Genomic DNA, 16425 nt, shown 5'->3' with positions numbered 1-16425 from the left:
ACATTCAAATAAATATAGATACGCTCTTATTTCATCAACGCTCTCAACTGCTCTTCAAAATCCTCTCCTTGCATTCCTAAGAAATCTTTTACTAACTTTCCTTTAGTGTCAAAGAGCATATAATGTGGTGTCCCATTCTGTCTATACATACCGAGATTAGGCTCTAAACGTCCTCCATTATTCCAAATTAAGTTCCCTCTATCCTTCTTTAATTTGTAATAATCATGAAGGCCTTCTATATCATGGTCTACATAATAGGTAACGTATGTTAACTGATCTTTTAACTCTTCTGCTATTTGAGCTGTTTTAGGAGCTGCCTCTTGACAATATCCACAATGCAATGTAGAAAAGTCTAACAACACGTATTTACCCTTAAAGTAATCGCTAAATCTCACTTGCTTTTGATTGATATCTTTAGCTATAAAATCATAATACTTATCTCCTTCTTCTAGTGTATTACTATCTGCTATAGAGTAGACAAATCGAACTTCTTCAGTATTCTTATACTTCGGATCTATTAAAGGTGCTATCTCTCTAATCTCTTCAGGAGTAAACTGACTCAAACAATACCTCAATGAATAACGCCCATAATCTGTATTGATATTATCCTTTATAAAGTCAGCCGACTTCTGCTCTATCTCCCTTATGATTTTCGTTATCTTTCCTAGAGGTTCTACATTATTCATATACATTTTATACACGCTGTCACGGATAGCTCCCTCTTCTATCATAGTACGAGCTTCAGCACTTAGGATCTCTATCTTATCATTTAACTCTTTTGTCAATAAATGCTCTTGATATCTTAGCTCATCATATTTAGAATTCTCTGCTTTTATATTATTAGGAAAATCCTCTATAGAGCCGTTAAGTACAATAGCTTCATTACCTACAAAAAAAGTAGTATACTTCTGTTTACCTTCGTGTTCTACCATCATAAAGACTAATGTAGGTACAACTGTCAACTCCATTTCTACATCTAGTACTCCATCTTTTAATTGAAAGACAACCTTCTTAAAATTATTTTCTAATGTAAGCTTAGCTTCATTAGGTATTCCTGTAATCTTACCTGTTATGTGTAGTTTGTCTTGCGCCATTATTCCTATAGAAAAGAATAATGCGATTAACATCATTAGTTTATTAGTCATTGTTTAAATAATTAGGTTGGTAAATACAGATAGATACTACTGTCTCTTTTTTATTATTACTGTCTTAAGATGTCAATAATCACAAATTCTACACAATAAGATTAATCTTACTTCTCTATCTCTTCTAATATAATTGTCTTTAGGTCTGTATTAGCCCCATTAACTTCTTTTACCAACTTCCCTTCTGGGTTAAACAAAAGATAAGTAGGTGTCATCATATTTCGGTACATAGCCATAGCAGGATGGAGATAACCTTCTTTATTCCAAATTATGTTTCCTTTCTTTCCTTTTAACTCATAATACTCTTCAGCTTCTTTCAGATTATCACCTGTGTGATAAGTCACATACATTACTTTATCCTTTAACTCTTCTGCTATCAAAGCGGTCTTGGGAGCTGCCTTGCCACAAAACCAACAGTGAACATTAGAGAAATCTAATAGGACATACTTACCATTATAATAGTCACTGAACCTAACTTCCTTATTTTTCAAATCTAATGCGGTAAAGTCATAATATATATCTCCTACTTCTAACTGTTTAGAATCACATAAAGCCTTTAAAAACCTAATCTCACTTCTATCCATATTTATAGGATCCACTAAGCTATACAAAGTCTTAAACTGTTCTTCAGTAAATTGATCTACATAAAACCTAATTAAATGTCTACCATAATCAGTATTAATGTGCTTTTTCAGAAACTCGTACTGGCGCACAGCCACCTCTTTTCTAATAGTTTCTAGTTCCGCTTTATATTTTATAAATATGCTATCAGGCTTAGCCCCTTCCTTTATCTCTTTTTCTATGACCTTGTTAATATCATTGCGCTTCTTCTCAAGATCTTTAGTCAATACATAATTCTCATATCTTAATCCATCATACTTCGAGTTTTTAGCAACTACCTCATTAGGAAAATCATCAATAGAAGCATCGATAGTCACAGATTCGTTACCTAAAAAAAAATAAGTGTACTTGATATCATTGTCATAATACACAGTTATAGATACAGAAGCAGGTGCTTCTTTTAGATCAACCTCTACATCTATCACACCATCCTTTAGATAGAACTCTTTTTCTTTCTCTCCTCCTGAGATACTAAGTTTAGTCTTATTATCTATCCCCGTAATCTTACCTGTTACGTGTAGTTTATCTTGAGCCATTATTCCTATAGAGAAGAATAATGCGATTAATATCATTACTTTATTCATCATAGCTTACTATTTAATCTCTACAAGATAGGTAATTCAACTTATACAGAACAATATTATTCAAAGAATAACCTTCTCCCTCTTTATGATTTCAAATATCCCTGCCCCCTTATGGAGATAATGACCTCATTAGCTCTTTTTGCACAGATATGCACTTTCTTATTGCACATAGACATCTGTGATTCAAAACTTTAAGCTTATTCCATTTATTTTTATTCGGAAGCTATTCGGTAACACCCAGTATTTACTTGGGATAAGAGGTAGTTTACCGAACTGTATTCAGGTTGTACCCGAACCATCTACTATAGATTAAGATAGAAATAAAGCATTATTTGTATAAAAACGACGTGTATTTGAATTTTTATATTCTCTTTTAGAGGTAAAAATTGGTCAATTCGAAATAATGTCTATTTTTGTTATACAACCACAAAAAACGATATTGATATATGAGACCAGATTTATTTCAGGCACCTGATTATTACTTATTAGACGACTTGTTAAGTAATGAACACAAGTTAATTAGAGATACAGCGAGAGCATGGGTGAAGAAAGAAGTTTCTCCTATTATAGAAGACTTCGCTCAACGTGCAGAATTTCCAAAACAATTAATACCAGGGTTAGCCGAGATAGGTGGATTCGGTCCTTATATCCCTACAGAATATGGAGGAGCAGGATTAGACCAAATTTCGTATGGACTAATCATGCAGGAGATCGAGAGAGGAGATTCTGGTATTCGTTCTACCTCATCAGTACAGTCTTCACTAGTGATGTACCCTATCTGGAAGTATGGTAATGAGGAGCAACGCATGAAGTACCTACCTAAGTTAGCGACGGGAGAGTATATCGGATGCTTTGGATTAACAGAGCCAGATCACGGTTCTAACCCAGGTGGGATGCTGACTAACTTTAAAGATATGGGAGACCACTACCTGCTAAATGGGGCTAAAATGTGGATCTCTAATGCTCCATTCGCAGACATCGCTGTAGTATGGGCTAAGAATGAAGAAGGGCGTATACACGGGCTGATCGTAGAGCGTGGTATGGAAGGCTTCACTACTCCAGAGACACATAATAAGTGGTCACTGAGAGCTTCGGCTACAGGGGAGTTAATATTCGATAATGTCAAAGTACCTAAAGCTAACTTATTGCCAAACAAATCAGGATTAGGAGCGCCTCTAGGCTGTCTAGATTCTGCTAGATATGGTATCGCATGGGGAGCTATCGGAGCTGCTATGGACTGCTATGACACAGCACTTCGCTACTCGAAAGAGCGCATACAGTTCGACAAACCTATCGGTGCGACTCAGTTACAACAAAAGAAATTAGCAGAGATGATCACAGAGATCACTAAAGCACAGTTGTTAACTTGGAGATTAGGCGTACTGAGAGACGAAGGAAGAGCTACTTCTGCACAGATCTCTATGGCTAAACGAAACAATGTGGCTATGGCATTAGACATCGCACGTGATGCGCGTCAGATGTTGGGAGGTATGGGTATCACAGGAGAATACTCTATCATGCGCCACATGATGAACTTAGAATCTGTAGTGACCTATGAGGGGACACATGATATCCACTTGTTAATAACAGGTATGGATGTGACAGGATTCCCTGCATTTAAGTAATAAATATCTTTATAGATAAACTTTATACAAAGAGCTTCGCCTTTCGGTGAAGCTTTTTTACTTTTGTACTAAATTTTAGAAGATATGACTATTCAAGAAATCAATGCACAGATAGCTGAAGAAAGAAATGCGTTACTTCAACACCCTCTTTATAATAAAATAAAGACTATCCCTCACTTATGTACATTTATGGAAGGGCATGTATATGCGGTATGGGATTTTATGTCATTGCTTAAAGCGTTACAACAACAATTGACTTGTACTACGACTCCTTGGTTTGCCTCAGAGTTTCCACAGACACGCTATTTGATCAACGAGATTGTACTAGCAGAAGAGTCAGACCTAGCCTATGATGGACAGCGTCTGAGCCACTTCGAGATGTACTTAGATGCGATGATAACGGCTAAAGCAGATACTACTGCTATCGAAGCACTTATCCGCACTCTTAAGTCTGGTACACCTATCTTCGAAGCGATAGCACAGACAGACTTAGATGAAGGGGTAAAAGAGTTTTTAAACTTTACATTCAAGACTATCGAAGGAGGTAAAGCACATGAGATCGCAGCAGCCTTCACATTTGGTCGCGAAGATTTGATACCAGATATGTTTACCGAAATCTTAAAAGGTTTTCAACAAAACTTCCCTGAGACAGACTTGACAAAGCTAGTGTATTACTTCGAACGTCATATCGAACTAGATGGAGATGAGCATGGTCCGATGGCGATGAAGATGATCTCTGAGCTATGTGGAGATGATCAACAGAAATGGCAAGATGTCATCGCAATCTCTAAACAGGCACTAATAAAACGTTATAACTTGTGGAATTCTATCGAAAAATTTATAAAAACCAAGTAAGTTTAACGTTTACAAAACACTAATTTCTCATTAATTTACATATATTTACACAAAAGCATTAAAAACATGAAATTGAAAGGTAAAAACGCAATTATCACCGGAGGTGGAAGAGGATTAGGTAAAGCTACTGCTATTGCTTTCGCTCAAGAAGGGATAAACGTTGCTATTACTGGTAGAAACGAGAAAACATTACAAGCTACTGTTACAGAGTTAGAAGCATTAGGAGTGAAAGCTACTTATGCCGTATTCGATGTGACTGATAAAGCAAAAGTAAAAGCTGAAATAGCTAAATTAATAGAAACATTAGGAGGAGTAGATATATTAGTGAACAATGCTGGTATATCAGAATTCGGAAAATTCACAGATATGTCTGCTGAGCGTTGGGAAGAGATCTTACTTACTAACGTGATGGGAGTGTATAATGTGACTAGAGAAGTACTACCTCACTTAATAGATCAGAATGAAGGAGATATCTTCAACGTAGCTTCTACAGCTGGTCTTAACGGAAATGCAACTACGTCTGCATACTCTGCGTCTAAATTTGCAGTGATCGGGATGTCTGAATCACTAATGAAGGAAGTGCGTAAAAACAACATTAGAGTATGTACGCTAACGCCAAGTACTATCGCATCAGATATGTCTATAGAATTAGGGCTTACAGATGGTAACCCTGATCATATCTTACAGCCAGAGGACTTCGCAGAGCTTATCGTAGCTACATTGAGATTACCAAGAAGAGCCATGGTTAAAACAGCATCGCTGTGGACAACTAATCCTCAATAAATTAGAAGGAGAGGTTTGACTCCTATTCTTTCTTATTACTTATTATGATTACAACCTAAACTCGCTATTTTGGCGAGTTTTTTATTGTATTAATTTTTTATTTAGCAACCGTTTTTTTATTTACTTTTGCGCCGATTTATATACATTATTTCGTCATGATACGAAAAATAATACGCTTCTTTTTAAAGCTAGCACTTCTCTTTTTTGGACTGAGTATTTTCTCAGTACTAGTCTTTCGTTTTGTCCCTGTACCTTATACCCCACTGATGTTTATCAGACTGTATGAACAGGTCAAAGACGGCAAACCAATGACACTACAACATAAATGGGTACCTCTAGACGACATCAATGTCAATCTACAGAAGGCAGTGATCGCTAGTGAGGATGGACACTTCTTGACGCATAATGGTTTTGATTTTAAAGCCATAGAGAAAGCAATGAAGAACAATGAAAAAGGCAAAAAGATCAAAGGCGGTAGCACCATCTCACAACAGACTGCTAAGAATGTGTTCTTATGGCCAGGGCGTAGTTATATCCGCAAAGGCTTTGAAGCGTACTTCACTGTACTGATAGAGTTCTTATGGCCTAAGGAGAGAATCCTAGAAGTCTATCTAAATAGTATAGAGATGGGTGATGGTGTCTATGGAGCACAGGCTGCGGCAAAGCATTGGTATAATAAAGATGCAAAGAGCTTAACTGCTAATCAAGCAGCAGGTATTGCGGTCATCCTACCGAGTCCGAGACGATATAAAGCCAATAACTCTGGACCATATATCGCGAAAAGAAAGAATACAATCACACGTTATGTGAACAACTTCGGTCCTCTCGATTTTAATAAGAAAGGAGCTAATAAAACAGAGAATAAAAAGAAGTAATCCTATTTTAACTATTTAAATTACAGTATTAACATAGTTTTTTTATAACTTTGTTAGGAACTAAAATAAATTCCTATGAAAAAAGTATTGTTATCATTCGCAGTAGTTGGATTATTATTCGCTACTTCATGTAAAGACACAAAAGCTGAAGAAACAACTCCAGCTGTAGAAAACACAGAAGCTACAACAGAAGAATCAGCTGCTGTATCAGAATTTGAAAAAGCTAAAACTGAAGCTGAAACAAAATTAGCTGATGCTAAGAAAGCAGTAGAAGAAGCTGTTAAAAAAGGAGACAAAAAAGCTCAAGAAGAAGCTAACAAAGCTTTAGAAGCTGCACAAAAAACTTGGGATGATGCTAAAGCTAAATTCGAAGAAGTAAGCAAAAAAGCTGGTGATGCAGTAGAAAACGCTAAAGATGCTACTGAAGAAAAAGTAGAAGAAGTAAAAGACGCTACTGAGAAAAAAGTAGAAGAAGTGAAAGAAGCTACTGAAAAGAAAGCTGATGAAGTAAAAGGTGCGATGAAAGACGCAGCTGACAAACTAAAAAAATAGTATTTATAGAATACGGAAAGGAGCTCATGACGAGCTCCTTTTTTTGTTTACTCTTATAAGGATACTATAAATTTTATAGATATTTTTAATATCTTCATAAATATAAACAATTACGTATCAATGACATTGCCTAATATATTTCGTACATTTACATAGTAATAAAAAATCAAAACACTATGAAAACAAATATCGGTCTTACAGACAACGCACGTCAATTCAATGCAGAAGTACTATCTAAATTATTAGCAGATGAGTTTATCCTTTACACTAAAGCGAGAAATGCTCATTATAACGTAACGGGGGTAGACTTCCATTCTAAACACGTATACTTCGAAGAACTATATACAGAACTAGCAGTGAATGTAGATGCTGTAGCAGAACGTATTAAAACTCTAGGACACTATGCTCCTTCTTCTTTAAAAGATTACTTAAAACTAACTCACTTAACAGAAGAGAGAAAAACTACAGATACAGATAGTAAGTCTTGGATAGCTGAGTTATTAATAGACTATGAGGTAATCGTATCATTCATCAGACAGAATATAGATGCTATTGAAGAGTCTAATGATAAGAGTACTGCTGACTTCTTAATCGGCTTAATGGAAGCGCATGAGAAAACAGCTTGGATGCTACGTTCTCACTTAGGATAATCAGTGAAACAACATTATATCAAGGTTTGCCTTTTTTGGGCAAACCTTTTTTGTTACTTTTACCTCAAACAACAATAACCAATATGAAAAAGCTATTTATGTTGGGAGCAGTATTATCCCTACTAGTATCGTGTTCTCAACCTAAAACAGATATAGAAAGAGCAGAGGTATTCCAAAAAGAACTCAACAAAGAGTTTAGCGACTCTAAAACATCTCCATTACCTAAGGATGCCCTAAAGAAGTTTAAAGGACTTGATTTCTTCCCTATAACAGAAGATTATGTTGTAGAAGCTAAACTAGTTCGCACACCAGACGAAAAGCCTTTTACGATGCCTACAACGACTTCGAATAAGCTGAATTATGTCAAATACGGAGAACTACACTTTACATTAGATAAAAAAGAACATAAAGTAGATGTCTTTCAGGATCTAGATATCCTAAAGAAAGAAGACTATGCTAATCATCTATTCTTACCCTTTACAGATCTTACTTCTGGGGTGACTACTTATGGTGGAGGTAGATATATAGATTTAGAGATACCAGAAGGAGACCTTATCACTCTAAACTTTAATCAGGCTTATAATCCATTCTGTGTGTATAACCCTAAGTACTCATGCCCTATACCACCTGAACAAAACTTCATAGAAGTAGAAATAAATGCTGGTGTAAAAAATTATAAATACGAATAAGCAGAGTAGCAAGAAACGGATTGTGAGTGAGTAAGAGTCAATATACTTTTGGGTTTCTAAATACAGTAAAATGAAACTAAAAGGTAAAATAGCGCTTATCACTGGTGGAACTAGTGGTATCGGTAAAGCAACGGCACTCCTATTTATCCAACACGGTGCACAGGTCATCATCACAGGTAGAAATAAACATACTATCGACAGTACAGTAGCAGAACTAGGTCATCAGGCTATAGGTATCGTCTCTGACGCAGGTAATATGGTAGACCTTATGCGTCTAGGTGAACAGTTACGACACTATACTACTCGTTTAGACATTGTGTTTGTCAATGCTGGTTTTGGCAAATATGCTCCACTAGAACTAATAGACGAGACGCACTATGAAGAGATGTTCAATACTATCGTTAAGGGGACTCTATTCACTGTACAGCAGGTCTTACCTCTTATGTCTAGTGATAGCGCTATTGTGCTAAACACTTCTATTGTCACAGAAGTAGGGATGCAAAACTCTAGTGTCTATTCTGCTGCTAAGGCAGCTGTACAATCGTTCACTAAGACCTTTGCCTCTGAATTAATCAGTAGAGGAATACGCGTTAATGCTATATCTCCTGGTCCTATCCAAACGAATTACTTCGACCGATCAAACTTATCCAAAGAACAGGTCGAATCTTTCACGACTTCCTTTGCACCACAGGTGCCTATACAGCGCTTCGGTCAAGCGTCTGAAGTAGCAGAAGCAGTCATGTTCTTAGCTTCTGATGCCGCTTCATACATAGTAGGTACAGAGCTAAGTGTAGATGGAGGCTTTCCAAAGATAAAAACATCATAAAGAAAAAGGCGATAAATTAAAAAGGCGAGTCAAAATATTGACTCGCCTCTATTTTATTTAAAAACTGTTGTTTCCTATTTCTGTTTCTTGATACCCATATTGTATAGTGTAAATGCTTGTAAGTCTCATTCACTTGTATTGAAAAAGTTGCATCAATTTGTCCAACTTTTTAAAGTCAGTCCAAAGACTTTTTTGCACTTTTATTTCTTTAAAGTGAAAGTACTTATATAGACTTTGTAAAAAACAAGAAAAAAATTAATGAGATAATTGAACAAAATAAGAACCTTCTTTCGAAGCTATTAATTTCTTTCCTTTAAATAACTCTAATTTTATATATGGTGATTTAACTTTGTTATCAGGATTATTGGAAACTAAAACCTTTATTTGTGTAGAGTGGTGTTTTCTTTGTTTAATTTCTATTTCACTATTACCTTCTATTTCATATCTATTATTACCTCCCACACCTTCATAAGTTAATATTAAATATGTCTCTTTAGGATTTGTTGTTACTTTTAATCTGTAAGTACTAATAGGGTTCAACTCTTCGTCTTTTGAACAAGAATTAAAACTCATAACACACATTAATACTATAAATATAGCTAATAATTTTTTCATGTTTTTGTTTATAATTTCCACAAACATACATTTTAAAAGTCTAAAATATATGTCAAGATATGTCTTGTTTGTTACAAATTGAGAATTTCTATTTCACTTTTAATCTTAAGAAAGCAAAATTGGTAAAGTGAGAGCAATATAAATTATAGGTATGCATCTGATATTGTGATACTAGTGACATCTATATTTTCTAGAATCATTATTAATCTAATAGAGAAACTGAATCAATAACATACTGGACTGAACTATAACTAAACGAATAAAAATAGGTCTCTTAAAAAAACAAAAGGCGAGTCAAAATATTGACTCGCCTTTATTGGATTTAAAAACTGTTGTTTCCTATTTCAGTTTCTTGATACCCATATTGTATAATGTAAATGCTTGTAAGTCTACGTGCTCTTGTATTTGTTGAGCAATAGATTTACCAGCACCATGTCCTGCATTCGTTTCAATACGAATTAACATAGGGTTATTACCTGTATTTTTAGCTTGTAACTCAGCTGCAAACTTAAAGCTGTGCGCTGGTACTACTCTATCATCATGGTCTCCAGTAGTTACCATTGTAGCAGGGTATGCTACAGCTTTCACATTGTGTAGAGGAGAATATCCTTTTAAGTACTCGAACATCTCTTTGCTATCTTCTGAAGTACCATAGTCATACGCCCATCCTGCACCTGCTGTGAATGTGTGGTAACGCAACATATCTAATACTCCTACTGCTGGTAAAGCTACTTTCATAAGATCAGGACGTTGAGTCATAGTAGCTCCTACTAATAACCCTCCATTAGATCCACCTTTAATAGCTAAGAAATCAGATGAAGTATATTTATTGTCAATTAAGTACTGACCTGCAGCGATAAAGTCATCAAATACATTTTGTTTTTGTAATTGAGTACCTGCTACGTGCCACTCTTTACCATACTCTCCACCACCTCTAAGGTTTGGTACAGCATATACACCACCATTCTCTAACCAAATAGCATTAGCAATGCTAAATGAAGGAGTCAAGCTAATATTAAACCCTCCGTAAGCATATAGCATAGTAGGATTCTTACCATCTAACTTAAGACCTTTTTTATGTGTAATGATCATCGGTACTTTAGTTCCGTCTTTAGAAGTATAGAATACTTGTTTAGACTCATATTGAGAAGAGTCAAACTTCACTTTAGGTTGCTCATATACTTTAGACGTACCATCTACTGGATTGAAAGCATAGATACTTCCTGCAGTGATATAGTTCGTGAAAGAATAGTACAATGTAGTGTCTGATTTTTTACCACCAAAACCACCAACAGTTCCAACTCCTGGTAATTCTACTACTCTCACTTTTTTACCTGTATAGTCATACTGCTCTACATACGCTACAGCATCTTTTAGGTAGTTAGCGAAGATATATCCAGCTCCTGTTGAAGGTGTCAATACATTCTTCGTTTCTGCGATAAAGTCAACCCAATTCGCTTGTCCTGGGTTCTTAGCATCTACAGTTACTACTCTTGTGTTAGGTGCTTTATAATCTGTTACGATATATAATTTACCATCTTTACTATCTAATACTCCATTACTGCTATCGAAGTTATTTACTACAGTAACAATAGGACTATTCGCTACAGTTAGATCTTTCACATAAAGCTCGTTTCCATAAGTAGAATTAGCAGCTGTAATAATTAAATATTTATTATCACTAGTCACTCCTCCACCTACGTAACGTCTCTTCTGATCTTTTCCGAAGATTAGAGCATCCTCTTTCTGAGCTGTACCTAATTTGTGGTAATATAATTTATGTTGATCTGTCTTCGCAGATAATTCACTACCTGTTGGTTTATCATAACTAGAGTAATAGAACCCTTCATTACCAAACCAAGAAACACCACTAAACTTCACATCTACTAATGTATCACCTATCACTTGTTTTGTTTCTGCATCTAGAACGATAATCTTTCTCCAGTCACTTCCACCTTCAGAGATAGCGTAAGCTACTTTAGAACCATCCTCAGAGAAATCAATACTTCCTAATGATGTAGTACCATCTTTAGAGAATGTGTTAGGATCTAAGAATACTTCTTCTTTACCAGCTTCATCTTTGCGGTATAAAATAGACTGATTCTGTAACCCGTCATTTTTAAAGAAATAAGTGTATTTACCTTCTTTAAATGGAGCACCGATCTTCTCGTAGTTCCATGCCTCTTCCATTTGTTTCTTTAGGTCATCTCTAAAAGGAATCTGAGCTAAATAATCAAAAGTAACTTGGTTCTCTGCTTTTACCCAAGCAGCAGTTTCTTCTGATCTATCATCTTCTAACCATCTATATGGGTCAGCTACTTCTACACCGAAGTAAGTATCTACTACCTCACCTTTTTTCGTGTCTGGGTACTTTAGTTCTACATTTGCTTCTTCCGTAGCTCCTTGCTTACAAGAAACTATGATTGTAGCAACTAGTAAAGTCATAAGTGTTTTTCTCATAAATGTTTAAGTTAGTTATTGTTTTCTTAAATAATAAGTTAGTAAATATATCCATAAATATATAAAGAGCAAGGAGAATCCTCCTTACTCTCTATATATTAACATTATTTCCTATTATTAATGCTTGTGTTCATGGTCGTGATCATGATCTCCCTCTCCTGGGTTTACAATATTCACAGTTCTAAATTCCATAGCTTGGTTACCTGCCTTATCTAATACTTTTACTACAAAGTGGTATTCACCTCTCTTTGCCTCTTTGTCTATTAAGATTTCGTGGTGATGTATATGTGCATTTCGCTGTCCATAGATATCATCCCAGCTATTTTTATATTTAAACGATTTGCGGTGTGCGTTCTCTTCATCATCGTGATCATGGTCATGATCGTGGTCAGCATGTCGTACAGATACACTGTGTGTATGCGTATGCCCCTCAGCTGAGTGAATGTCAATATCATAAGACCCTAAGGCGATATTATCTGATACATCCATATCAAAGTGGATAGTCTCTCCTGCTTCTAATTTAGCTCCTTCTTCTGGTGCGTTTAACACGATCACAGGTTTTTGAGTATCTACATCTGAATCACTCTTCAGACATGATGTAAATAATATACTACTTAATAAAGTTACGCTTGCTATATATTTTAATTGTTTCATTTTTTTAATGTTTAAAAATCCAGATTGTGACTTTATACTTAGCCTAGCACAATCTGGAGAATGAGTTAAATGTCTTTGTTCTTACCTAGTGCAAAATGAGTTAACTCTTCTGCAGGTGGTCCTCTTAACCAATAAAAAGGAAACAGACACTCTTTATAGCTGACTACTACCTCGATTACTAATTCATCGTGTACTCTCTCGACCCATAACACTAGTGTGGAGACTATGTGTTCTATAGCAGGTGAGAGCTTACATATATACTGCTCACAGTAGTGAATCGTATTACTATCTACATATTCTAATTTAGCTGACTTCTGCCCAAAGTGATGATCAATGATGACATAGTGAAGAGTATTGTTCAGTATAGGTACTAAGAATAAAGTACACCATAGCGAACATACTATAGCACGTATGTTCTTATCTGTCATATCAGAATGGTACTTGTATCATCAATTGTATTGAACGTCCTAACTCAGGTATACCTAATGGTCTGTAGAAGCTCGTATGATTTAATATCTTCGTATCGAACATATTTGAGATAGACAGTGTAGTACGCGCCTTAAACTTACCAAACTGTACTGTAGAAGACACTCCAGCACCGAAGCTCTGACTACTAGGTGTCACTTCTTCTCCCTGTGCAATACGTTCTTGCTCAGCATACCACTTCCCGTTAAAGTACACTTCTGACTCTTTAAACAGATCCGTATCTCTAAAGCTATATCTAACCTCTCCGAATACATTCATCGGAGGAGTGAATGGCAATGGATAAGCTCCGTTCTGCCCATTAGACACTTGCTGATTATAGATATACTCAAGTACTGCTGATATATTTAGACGATCAAAAAAACGTTTCTCTACTTTCCATTCAAAACCGCTAATGATAGCTTCTGACTGGGTATATTCATAAATCTGCCCACTATCTGGTAGTATAGAGAACTTACCTGATGGCTTTAGGTAGATATAATTAGAAAAATAATATAAATAAGGGCTAAACGTCGTATTAAACGTAGGAGTCTTAAACTCTGCTCTAAAGTCTAATGCAATCCCCTTCTCTGGATTAAGATCAGGATTCCCTTTCTCATGTCTAAAAGCTCCGTGGTGAACACCATTAGATGCTAACTCAATAGCAGTGGGGAATCTAAAGTTAGTACCCACGGTAGCTCCAAAATTAAAGTTGTCGTTTAGCGTATACTTTGCACCTACCATTCCATTCACACTATTGAAGTCTCTATCTGTAGTCGTACTTCTCTGTGCATATTTATTAGCTAGCTGATCTGCATAGCCCTGTTCTTTTAAATAGTCAAATAAGAATTGATCATAAAACGGCTTAACATGTACACTTGCATAGTCAAAGCGTGCTCCTCCTTCTAAAGTCAATTTATCATTCACGAAATACTCATACATCCCGAATACACCTGTACTCTGTCTATTAAACTTGGGTAATAAGAATCCGTATCCGTCAATGGTATTGTTCTGAAAATTCTGTTGTACTCCTAATGTCAACTTATGGTTGTTATTAAATAGATGTTCATACTTCACAGAAGCATCTACTGTATTTAATACAAACTGTAACTCTAGATTAGGGTTAGAACTTGGTGGTGTTTGATCATCAAAGTGAGAGTGAAACAAGCTGTGCTCTTGTCTTCTATTATTTTGATAAGCGACCATAAAAGTCCACTTATCTTGTAATGAACTATCCCATGTAGTTGTATTCACTACCTTAAAGTGATTGACGTTCTGACGTGGGTATTCTATATTGCGGTGATTCCCGTCATCTGCTACAGATGCCACATTAGGCAATCCGTGAGATCCTGGAAAGAATCCACTCTTGTCATAAACATTACTAATGCTCAGGATATTTTTAAAGTTATTATCCACATATCCTATTTGTCCATATAGTGCAAAGTTCTTAGAAGCAGTATTCTTCATTCTATTGCCATAGATAGGAATCACAGTGTTTAAATAGTTTATCTCAGACACAGGTACACGATAGTCACCAGCATCTTGACCTGTTGCTTTAAACTTATAGAAGAACTTCTCATCTCTTCCCTTTACCTGTACAGAAGCACCATACGAATCGTTAACTGTCTTGCCAAACATAGTAGCACTTCCACTAAATGAGTGTACTTCTGGTACCTTCTCATTATTAATCTTGATCACACCTCCGATTGCATCACTCCCATACTCAATAGTACCTACACCCTTTATCACTTCTACTTCTTCAGTACTGAAGGCATCTATCTCTAATCCATGGTCTGCTCCCCACTGTTGACCTTCTTGTTTGGCCCCATTCTCAGCGACAGCTACACGGTTAAATCCAAGTCCTCGAATAATAGGTTTAGAAGCTCCTGCCCCTATCTCCATAGCATTAACCCCTGGTACTGATGTCAAGGTTTTAGCAAATGAGCCTGAAAAACTCTCTACTAGTTGCTTATTACTAACTACCTCAGTATTCGCAATCGTCTTTAGCCCATGTGTCGATACAACTACTTGGTCTAGCAGTGTATTGTCCTCCTTAAGGTGCAAATCTAAATACATATCAGACTTCACTGTAAGCAAGGTATCAACAGTCTTATAACCAAGATATTCAACTAATAAACGGTGTTGACCTGCAGATACAGGTGTAGATATAAATTGTCCCTTCAGGTCAGTTCCAGACTGTAATCCCGAAAAAGTTATATTACTCCCTACTAATGCTTCTCCATATATGTCTGATACCTTACCCTTTACAACATATTGTTGTGCGTAAGTACCAATAGAAGCCACTAGTGAAAGCATAAGAATAGATATTCTCATTTAATCGCTAATAATTTAATTGTACATAAATAATCTATCCCTTTGCAAAGATTGCAAGAGACTTAAACAATAATTTATGCTAATACAGGGGGTGCCCTAAGGGAAAAGAATACCTGTGAAAGAGGTATAATAGATAGTGATACAATATCCTGAACTGATCTGGCTACATCATAAGTAATGAACTCTACAGACAATACATCTGAAGTGATAGCAGGGTTAAGTATAGTATCACAGACAAAACACTTGTCTAGCTGACTATGTGCTTCCTTAAAAGTAAGTTGATCCGATAGATCTCCTCTACTTTCATTAAAATGAGCATGTGTACTGTGTTCTTTTTCGTACTCTACTGAAGAAACAATATGTTCAAAACTATGCATAAACTGAAAAACGATGGTAAACATAATGGCTACCACCAACAATATTCTTGATATGTTTTTCTTTGCTTGCATACTGCAAATATAGACAAGAATGCTAGAAATAGACAATATGAATGATAATATTTAATAATTAGTTCATATTGAGAGTCACCCTCTTTCTAATTCTTATTCGATTAATCTCTTTTATAAACAAGGTATTTATTCATTTTCCTACTCTAAAACAATACTTCTTACAATTCTAGCTTTCTCAATACATAACATATTTTAAATCAGAATCATAAACTAAAATCAAATATTCTAACAACAATAAAACAACCT

Annotated in this window: 16 protein-coding genes; 8 read left to right on the top strand and 8 right to left on the bottom strand. The window is 35.7% G+C overall.

From position 1 onward, the window contains the following. Positions 1–26: 26 nt before the first annotated feature. Complete coding sequence (locus MYRA21_RS07220) at positions 27–1145, bottom strand: redoxin domain-containing protein (protein WP_006257614.1); 1119 nt, start codon at positions 1143–1145, stop codon at positions 27–29. Positions 1146–1252: 107 nt separating this feature from the next. Then, a complete protein-coding gene (locus MYRA21_RS07215) occupies positions 1253–2350 on the bottom strand; it encodes a redoxin domain-containing protein (RefSeq protein ID WP_006257616.1) in 1098 nt (365 codons plus the stop codon). 446 nt (positions 2351–2796) lie between these two features. On the opposite strand from MYRA21_RS07215, the gene MYRA21_RS07210 reads away from it, so the two are divergent. The 8 genes from MYRA21_RS07210 (at position 2797) to MYRA21_RS07175 (ending at position 9205) form a co-directional block, all read left to right on the top strand. Further along, the gene (locus MYRA21_RS07210) at positions 2797–3975 is read left to right on the top strand and encodes an acyl-CoA dehydrogenase family protein (RefSeq protein ID WP_006257617.1); all 1179 of its coding nucleotides are present in this window, start codon (positions 2797–2799) and stop codon (positions 3973–3975) included. 84 nt (positions 3976–4059) lie between these two features. Next, a complete protein-coding gene (locus MYRA21_RS07205) occupies positions 4060–4830 on the top strand; it encodes a DUF3050 domain-containing protein (RefSeq protein ID WP_006257618.1) in 771 nt (256 codons plus the stop codon). 66 nt (positions 4831–4896) lie between these two features. Next, a complete protein-coding gene (locus tag MYRA21_RS07200; RefSeq protein ID WP_006257619.1) occupies positions 4897–5613 on the top strand; it encodes a 3-ketoacyl-ACP reductase in 717 nt (238 codons plus the stop codon). 155 nt (positions 5614–5768) lie between these two features. Next, positions 5769–6488 (top strand): monofunctional biosynthetic peptidoglycan transglycosylase, encoded by a 720-nt coding sequence (gene mtgA / locus MYRA21_RS07195; protein WP_006257620.1) that lies wholly within the window; start codon positions 5769–5771, stop codon positions 6486–6488. Between the two features lie 75 nt (positions 6489–6563). Further along, the gene (locus tag MYRA21_RS07190) at positions 6564–7040 is read left to right on the top strand and encodes a hypothetical protein (RefSeq protein ID WP_006257621.1); all 477 of its coding nucleotides are present in this window, start codon (positions 6564–6566) and stop codon (positions 7038–7040) included. A gap of 176 nt (positions 7041–7216) precedes the next feature. Continuing rightward, entirely contained in the window at positions 7217–7690 is a 474-nt protein-coding gene (locus tag MYRA21_RS07185) for a Dps family protein (protein WP_006257622.1), read from the top strand. Between the two features lie 98 nt (positions 7691–7788). Then, the gene (locus MYRA21_RS07180) at positions 7789–8379 is read left to right on the top strand and encodes a DUF1684 domain-containing protein (protein ID WP_006257623.1); all 591 of its coding nucleotides are present in this window, start codon (positions 7789–7791) and stop codon (positions 8377–8379) included. A 70-nt stretch (positions 8380–8449) separates the two neighbouring features. After that, positions 8450–9205, top strand: a complete 756-nt coding sequence (locus MYRA21_RS07175) for an SDR family oxidoreductase (protein WP_006257624.1) — start codon at positions 8450–8452, stop codon at positions 9203–9205. A gap of 255 nt (positions 9206–9460) precedes the next feature. Here the strand turns inward: MYRA21_RS07175 and MYRA21_RS07170 are convergent, their stop codons facing one another. The 6 genes from MYRA21_RS07170 to MYRA21_RS07145 form a co-directional block, all read right to left on the bottom strand. Further along, positions 9461–9820 (bottom strand): hypothetical protein, encoded by a 360-nt coding sequence (locus MYRA21_RS07170; RefSeq protein ID WP_225581463.1) that lies wholly within the window; start codon positions 9818–9820, stop codon positions 9461–9463. A 339-nt stretch (positions 9821–10159) separates the two neighbouring features. Further along, positions 10160–12265, bottom strand: a complete 2106-nt coding sequence (locus MYRA21_RS07165) for a prolyl oligopeptidase family protein (protein ID WP_006257626.1) — start codon at positions 12263–12265, stop codon at positions 10160–10162. Between the two features lie 132 nt (positions 12266–12397). Next, positions 12398–12934 (bottom strand): DUF4625 domain-containing protein, encoded by a 537-nt coding sequence (locus tag MYRA21_RS07160; RefSeq protein WP_006257627.1) that lies wholly within the window; start codon positions 12932–12934, stop codon positions 12398–12400. 65 nt (positions 12935–12999) lie between these two features. Beyond that, positions 13000–13362 carry a hypothetical protein gene (locus MYRA21_RS07155; protein WP_006257628.1) on the bottom strand — a complete coding sequence of 121 codons (363 nt, stop codon included), beginning with the start codon at positions 13360–13362 and terminating at the stop codon, positions 13000–13002. Position 13363: 1 nt separating this feature from the next. Further along, positions 13364–15712: a TonB-dependent receptor gene (locus tag MYRA21_RS07150; protein ID WP_235280046.1), complete on the bottom strand. Its 2349-nt coding sequence runs from the start codon at positions 15710–15712 to the stop codon at positions 13364–13366. A 92-nt stretch (positions 15713–15804) separates the two neighbouring features. Continuing rightward, positions 15805–16179 (bottom strand): hypothetical protein, encoded by a 375-nt coding sequence (locus MYRA21_RS07145; RefSeq protein WP_006257630.1) that lies wholly within the window; start codon positions 16177–16179, stop codon positions 15805–15807. Between the last annotated feature and the right edge of the window lie 246 nt (positions 16180–16425).

Source organism: Myroides sp. A21, assembly GCF_000807225.1.
Lineage (GTDB): Bacteria > Bacteroidota > Bacteroidia > Flavobacteriales > Flavobacteriaceae > Flavobacterium > Flavobacterium odoratimimum.
Note: the sequence above shows the minus strand (reverse complement) of the source record. Positions and strands in the feature narration are given on the sequence as shown.

Coding starts and splice junctions, on each gene's coding strand:
- MYRA21_RS07220 (WP_006257614.1), bottom strand. CDS start 1,145: ATGACTAATAAACTAATGATGTTAATCGCATTATTCTTTTCTATAGGA.
- MYRA21_RS07215 (WP_006257616.1), bottom strand. CDS start 2,350: ATGAATAAAGTAATGATATTAATCGCATTATTCTTCTCTATAGGAATA.
- MYRA21_RS07210 (WP_006257617.1), top strand. CDS start 2,797: ATGAGACCAGATTTATTTCAGGCACCTGATTATTACTTATTAGACGAC.
- MYRA21_RS07205 (WP_006257618.1), top strand. CDS start 4,060: ATGACTATTCAAGAAATCAATGCACAGATAGCTGAAGAAAGAAATGCG.
- MYRA21_RS07200 (WP_006257619.1), top strand. CDS start 4,897: ATGAAATTGAAAGGTAAAAACGCAATTATCACCGGAGGTGGAAGAGGA.
- mtgA (WP_006257620.1), top strand. CDS start 5,769: ATGATACGAAAAATAATACGCTTCTTTTTAAAGCTAGCACTTCTCTTT.
- MYRA21_RS07190 (WP_006257621.1), top strand. CDS start 6,564: ATGAAAAAAGTATTGTTATCATTCGCAGTAGTTGGATTATTATTCGCT.
- MYRA21_RS07185 (WP_006257622.1), top strand. CDS start 7,217: ATGAAAACAAATATCGGTCTTACAGACAACGCACGTCAATTCAATGCA.
- MYRA21_RS07180 (WP_006257623.1), top strand. CDS start 7,789: ATGTTGGGAGCAGTATTATCCCTACTAGTATCGTGTTCTCAACCTAAA.
- MYRA21_RS07175 (WP_006257624.1), top strand. CDS start 8,450: ATGAAACTAAAAGGTAAAATAGCGCTTATCACTGGTGGAACTAGTGGT.
- MYRA21_RS07170 (WP_225581463.1), bottom strand. CDS start 9,820: ATGAAAAAATTATTAGCTATATTTATAGTATTAATGTGTGTTATGAGT.
- MYRA21_RS07165 (WP_006257626.1), bottom strand. CDS start 12,265: ATGACTTTACTAGTTGCTACAATCATAGTTTCTTGTAAGCAAGGAGCT.
- MYRA21_RS07160 (WP_006257627.1), bottom strand. CDS start 12,934: ATGAAACAATTAAAATATATAGCAAGCGTAACTTTATTAAGTAGTATA.
- MYRA21_RS07155 (WP_006257628.1), bottom strand. CDS start 13,362: ATGACAGATAAGAACATACGTGCTATAGTATGTTCGCTATGGTGTACT.
- MYRA21_RS07150 (WP_235280046.1), bottom strand. CDS start 15,712: ATGCTTTCACTAGTGGCTTCTATTGGTACTTACGCACAACAATATGTT.
- MYRA21_RS07145 (WP_006257630.1), bottom strand. CDS start 16,179: ATGCAAGCAAAGAAAAACATATCAAGAATATTGTTGGTGGTAGCCATT.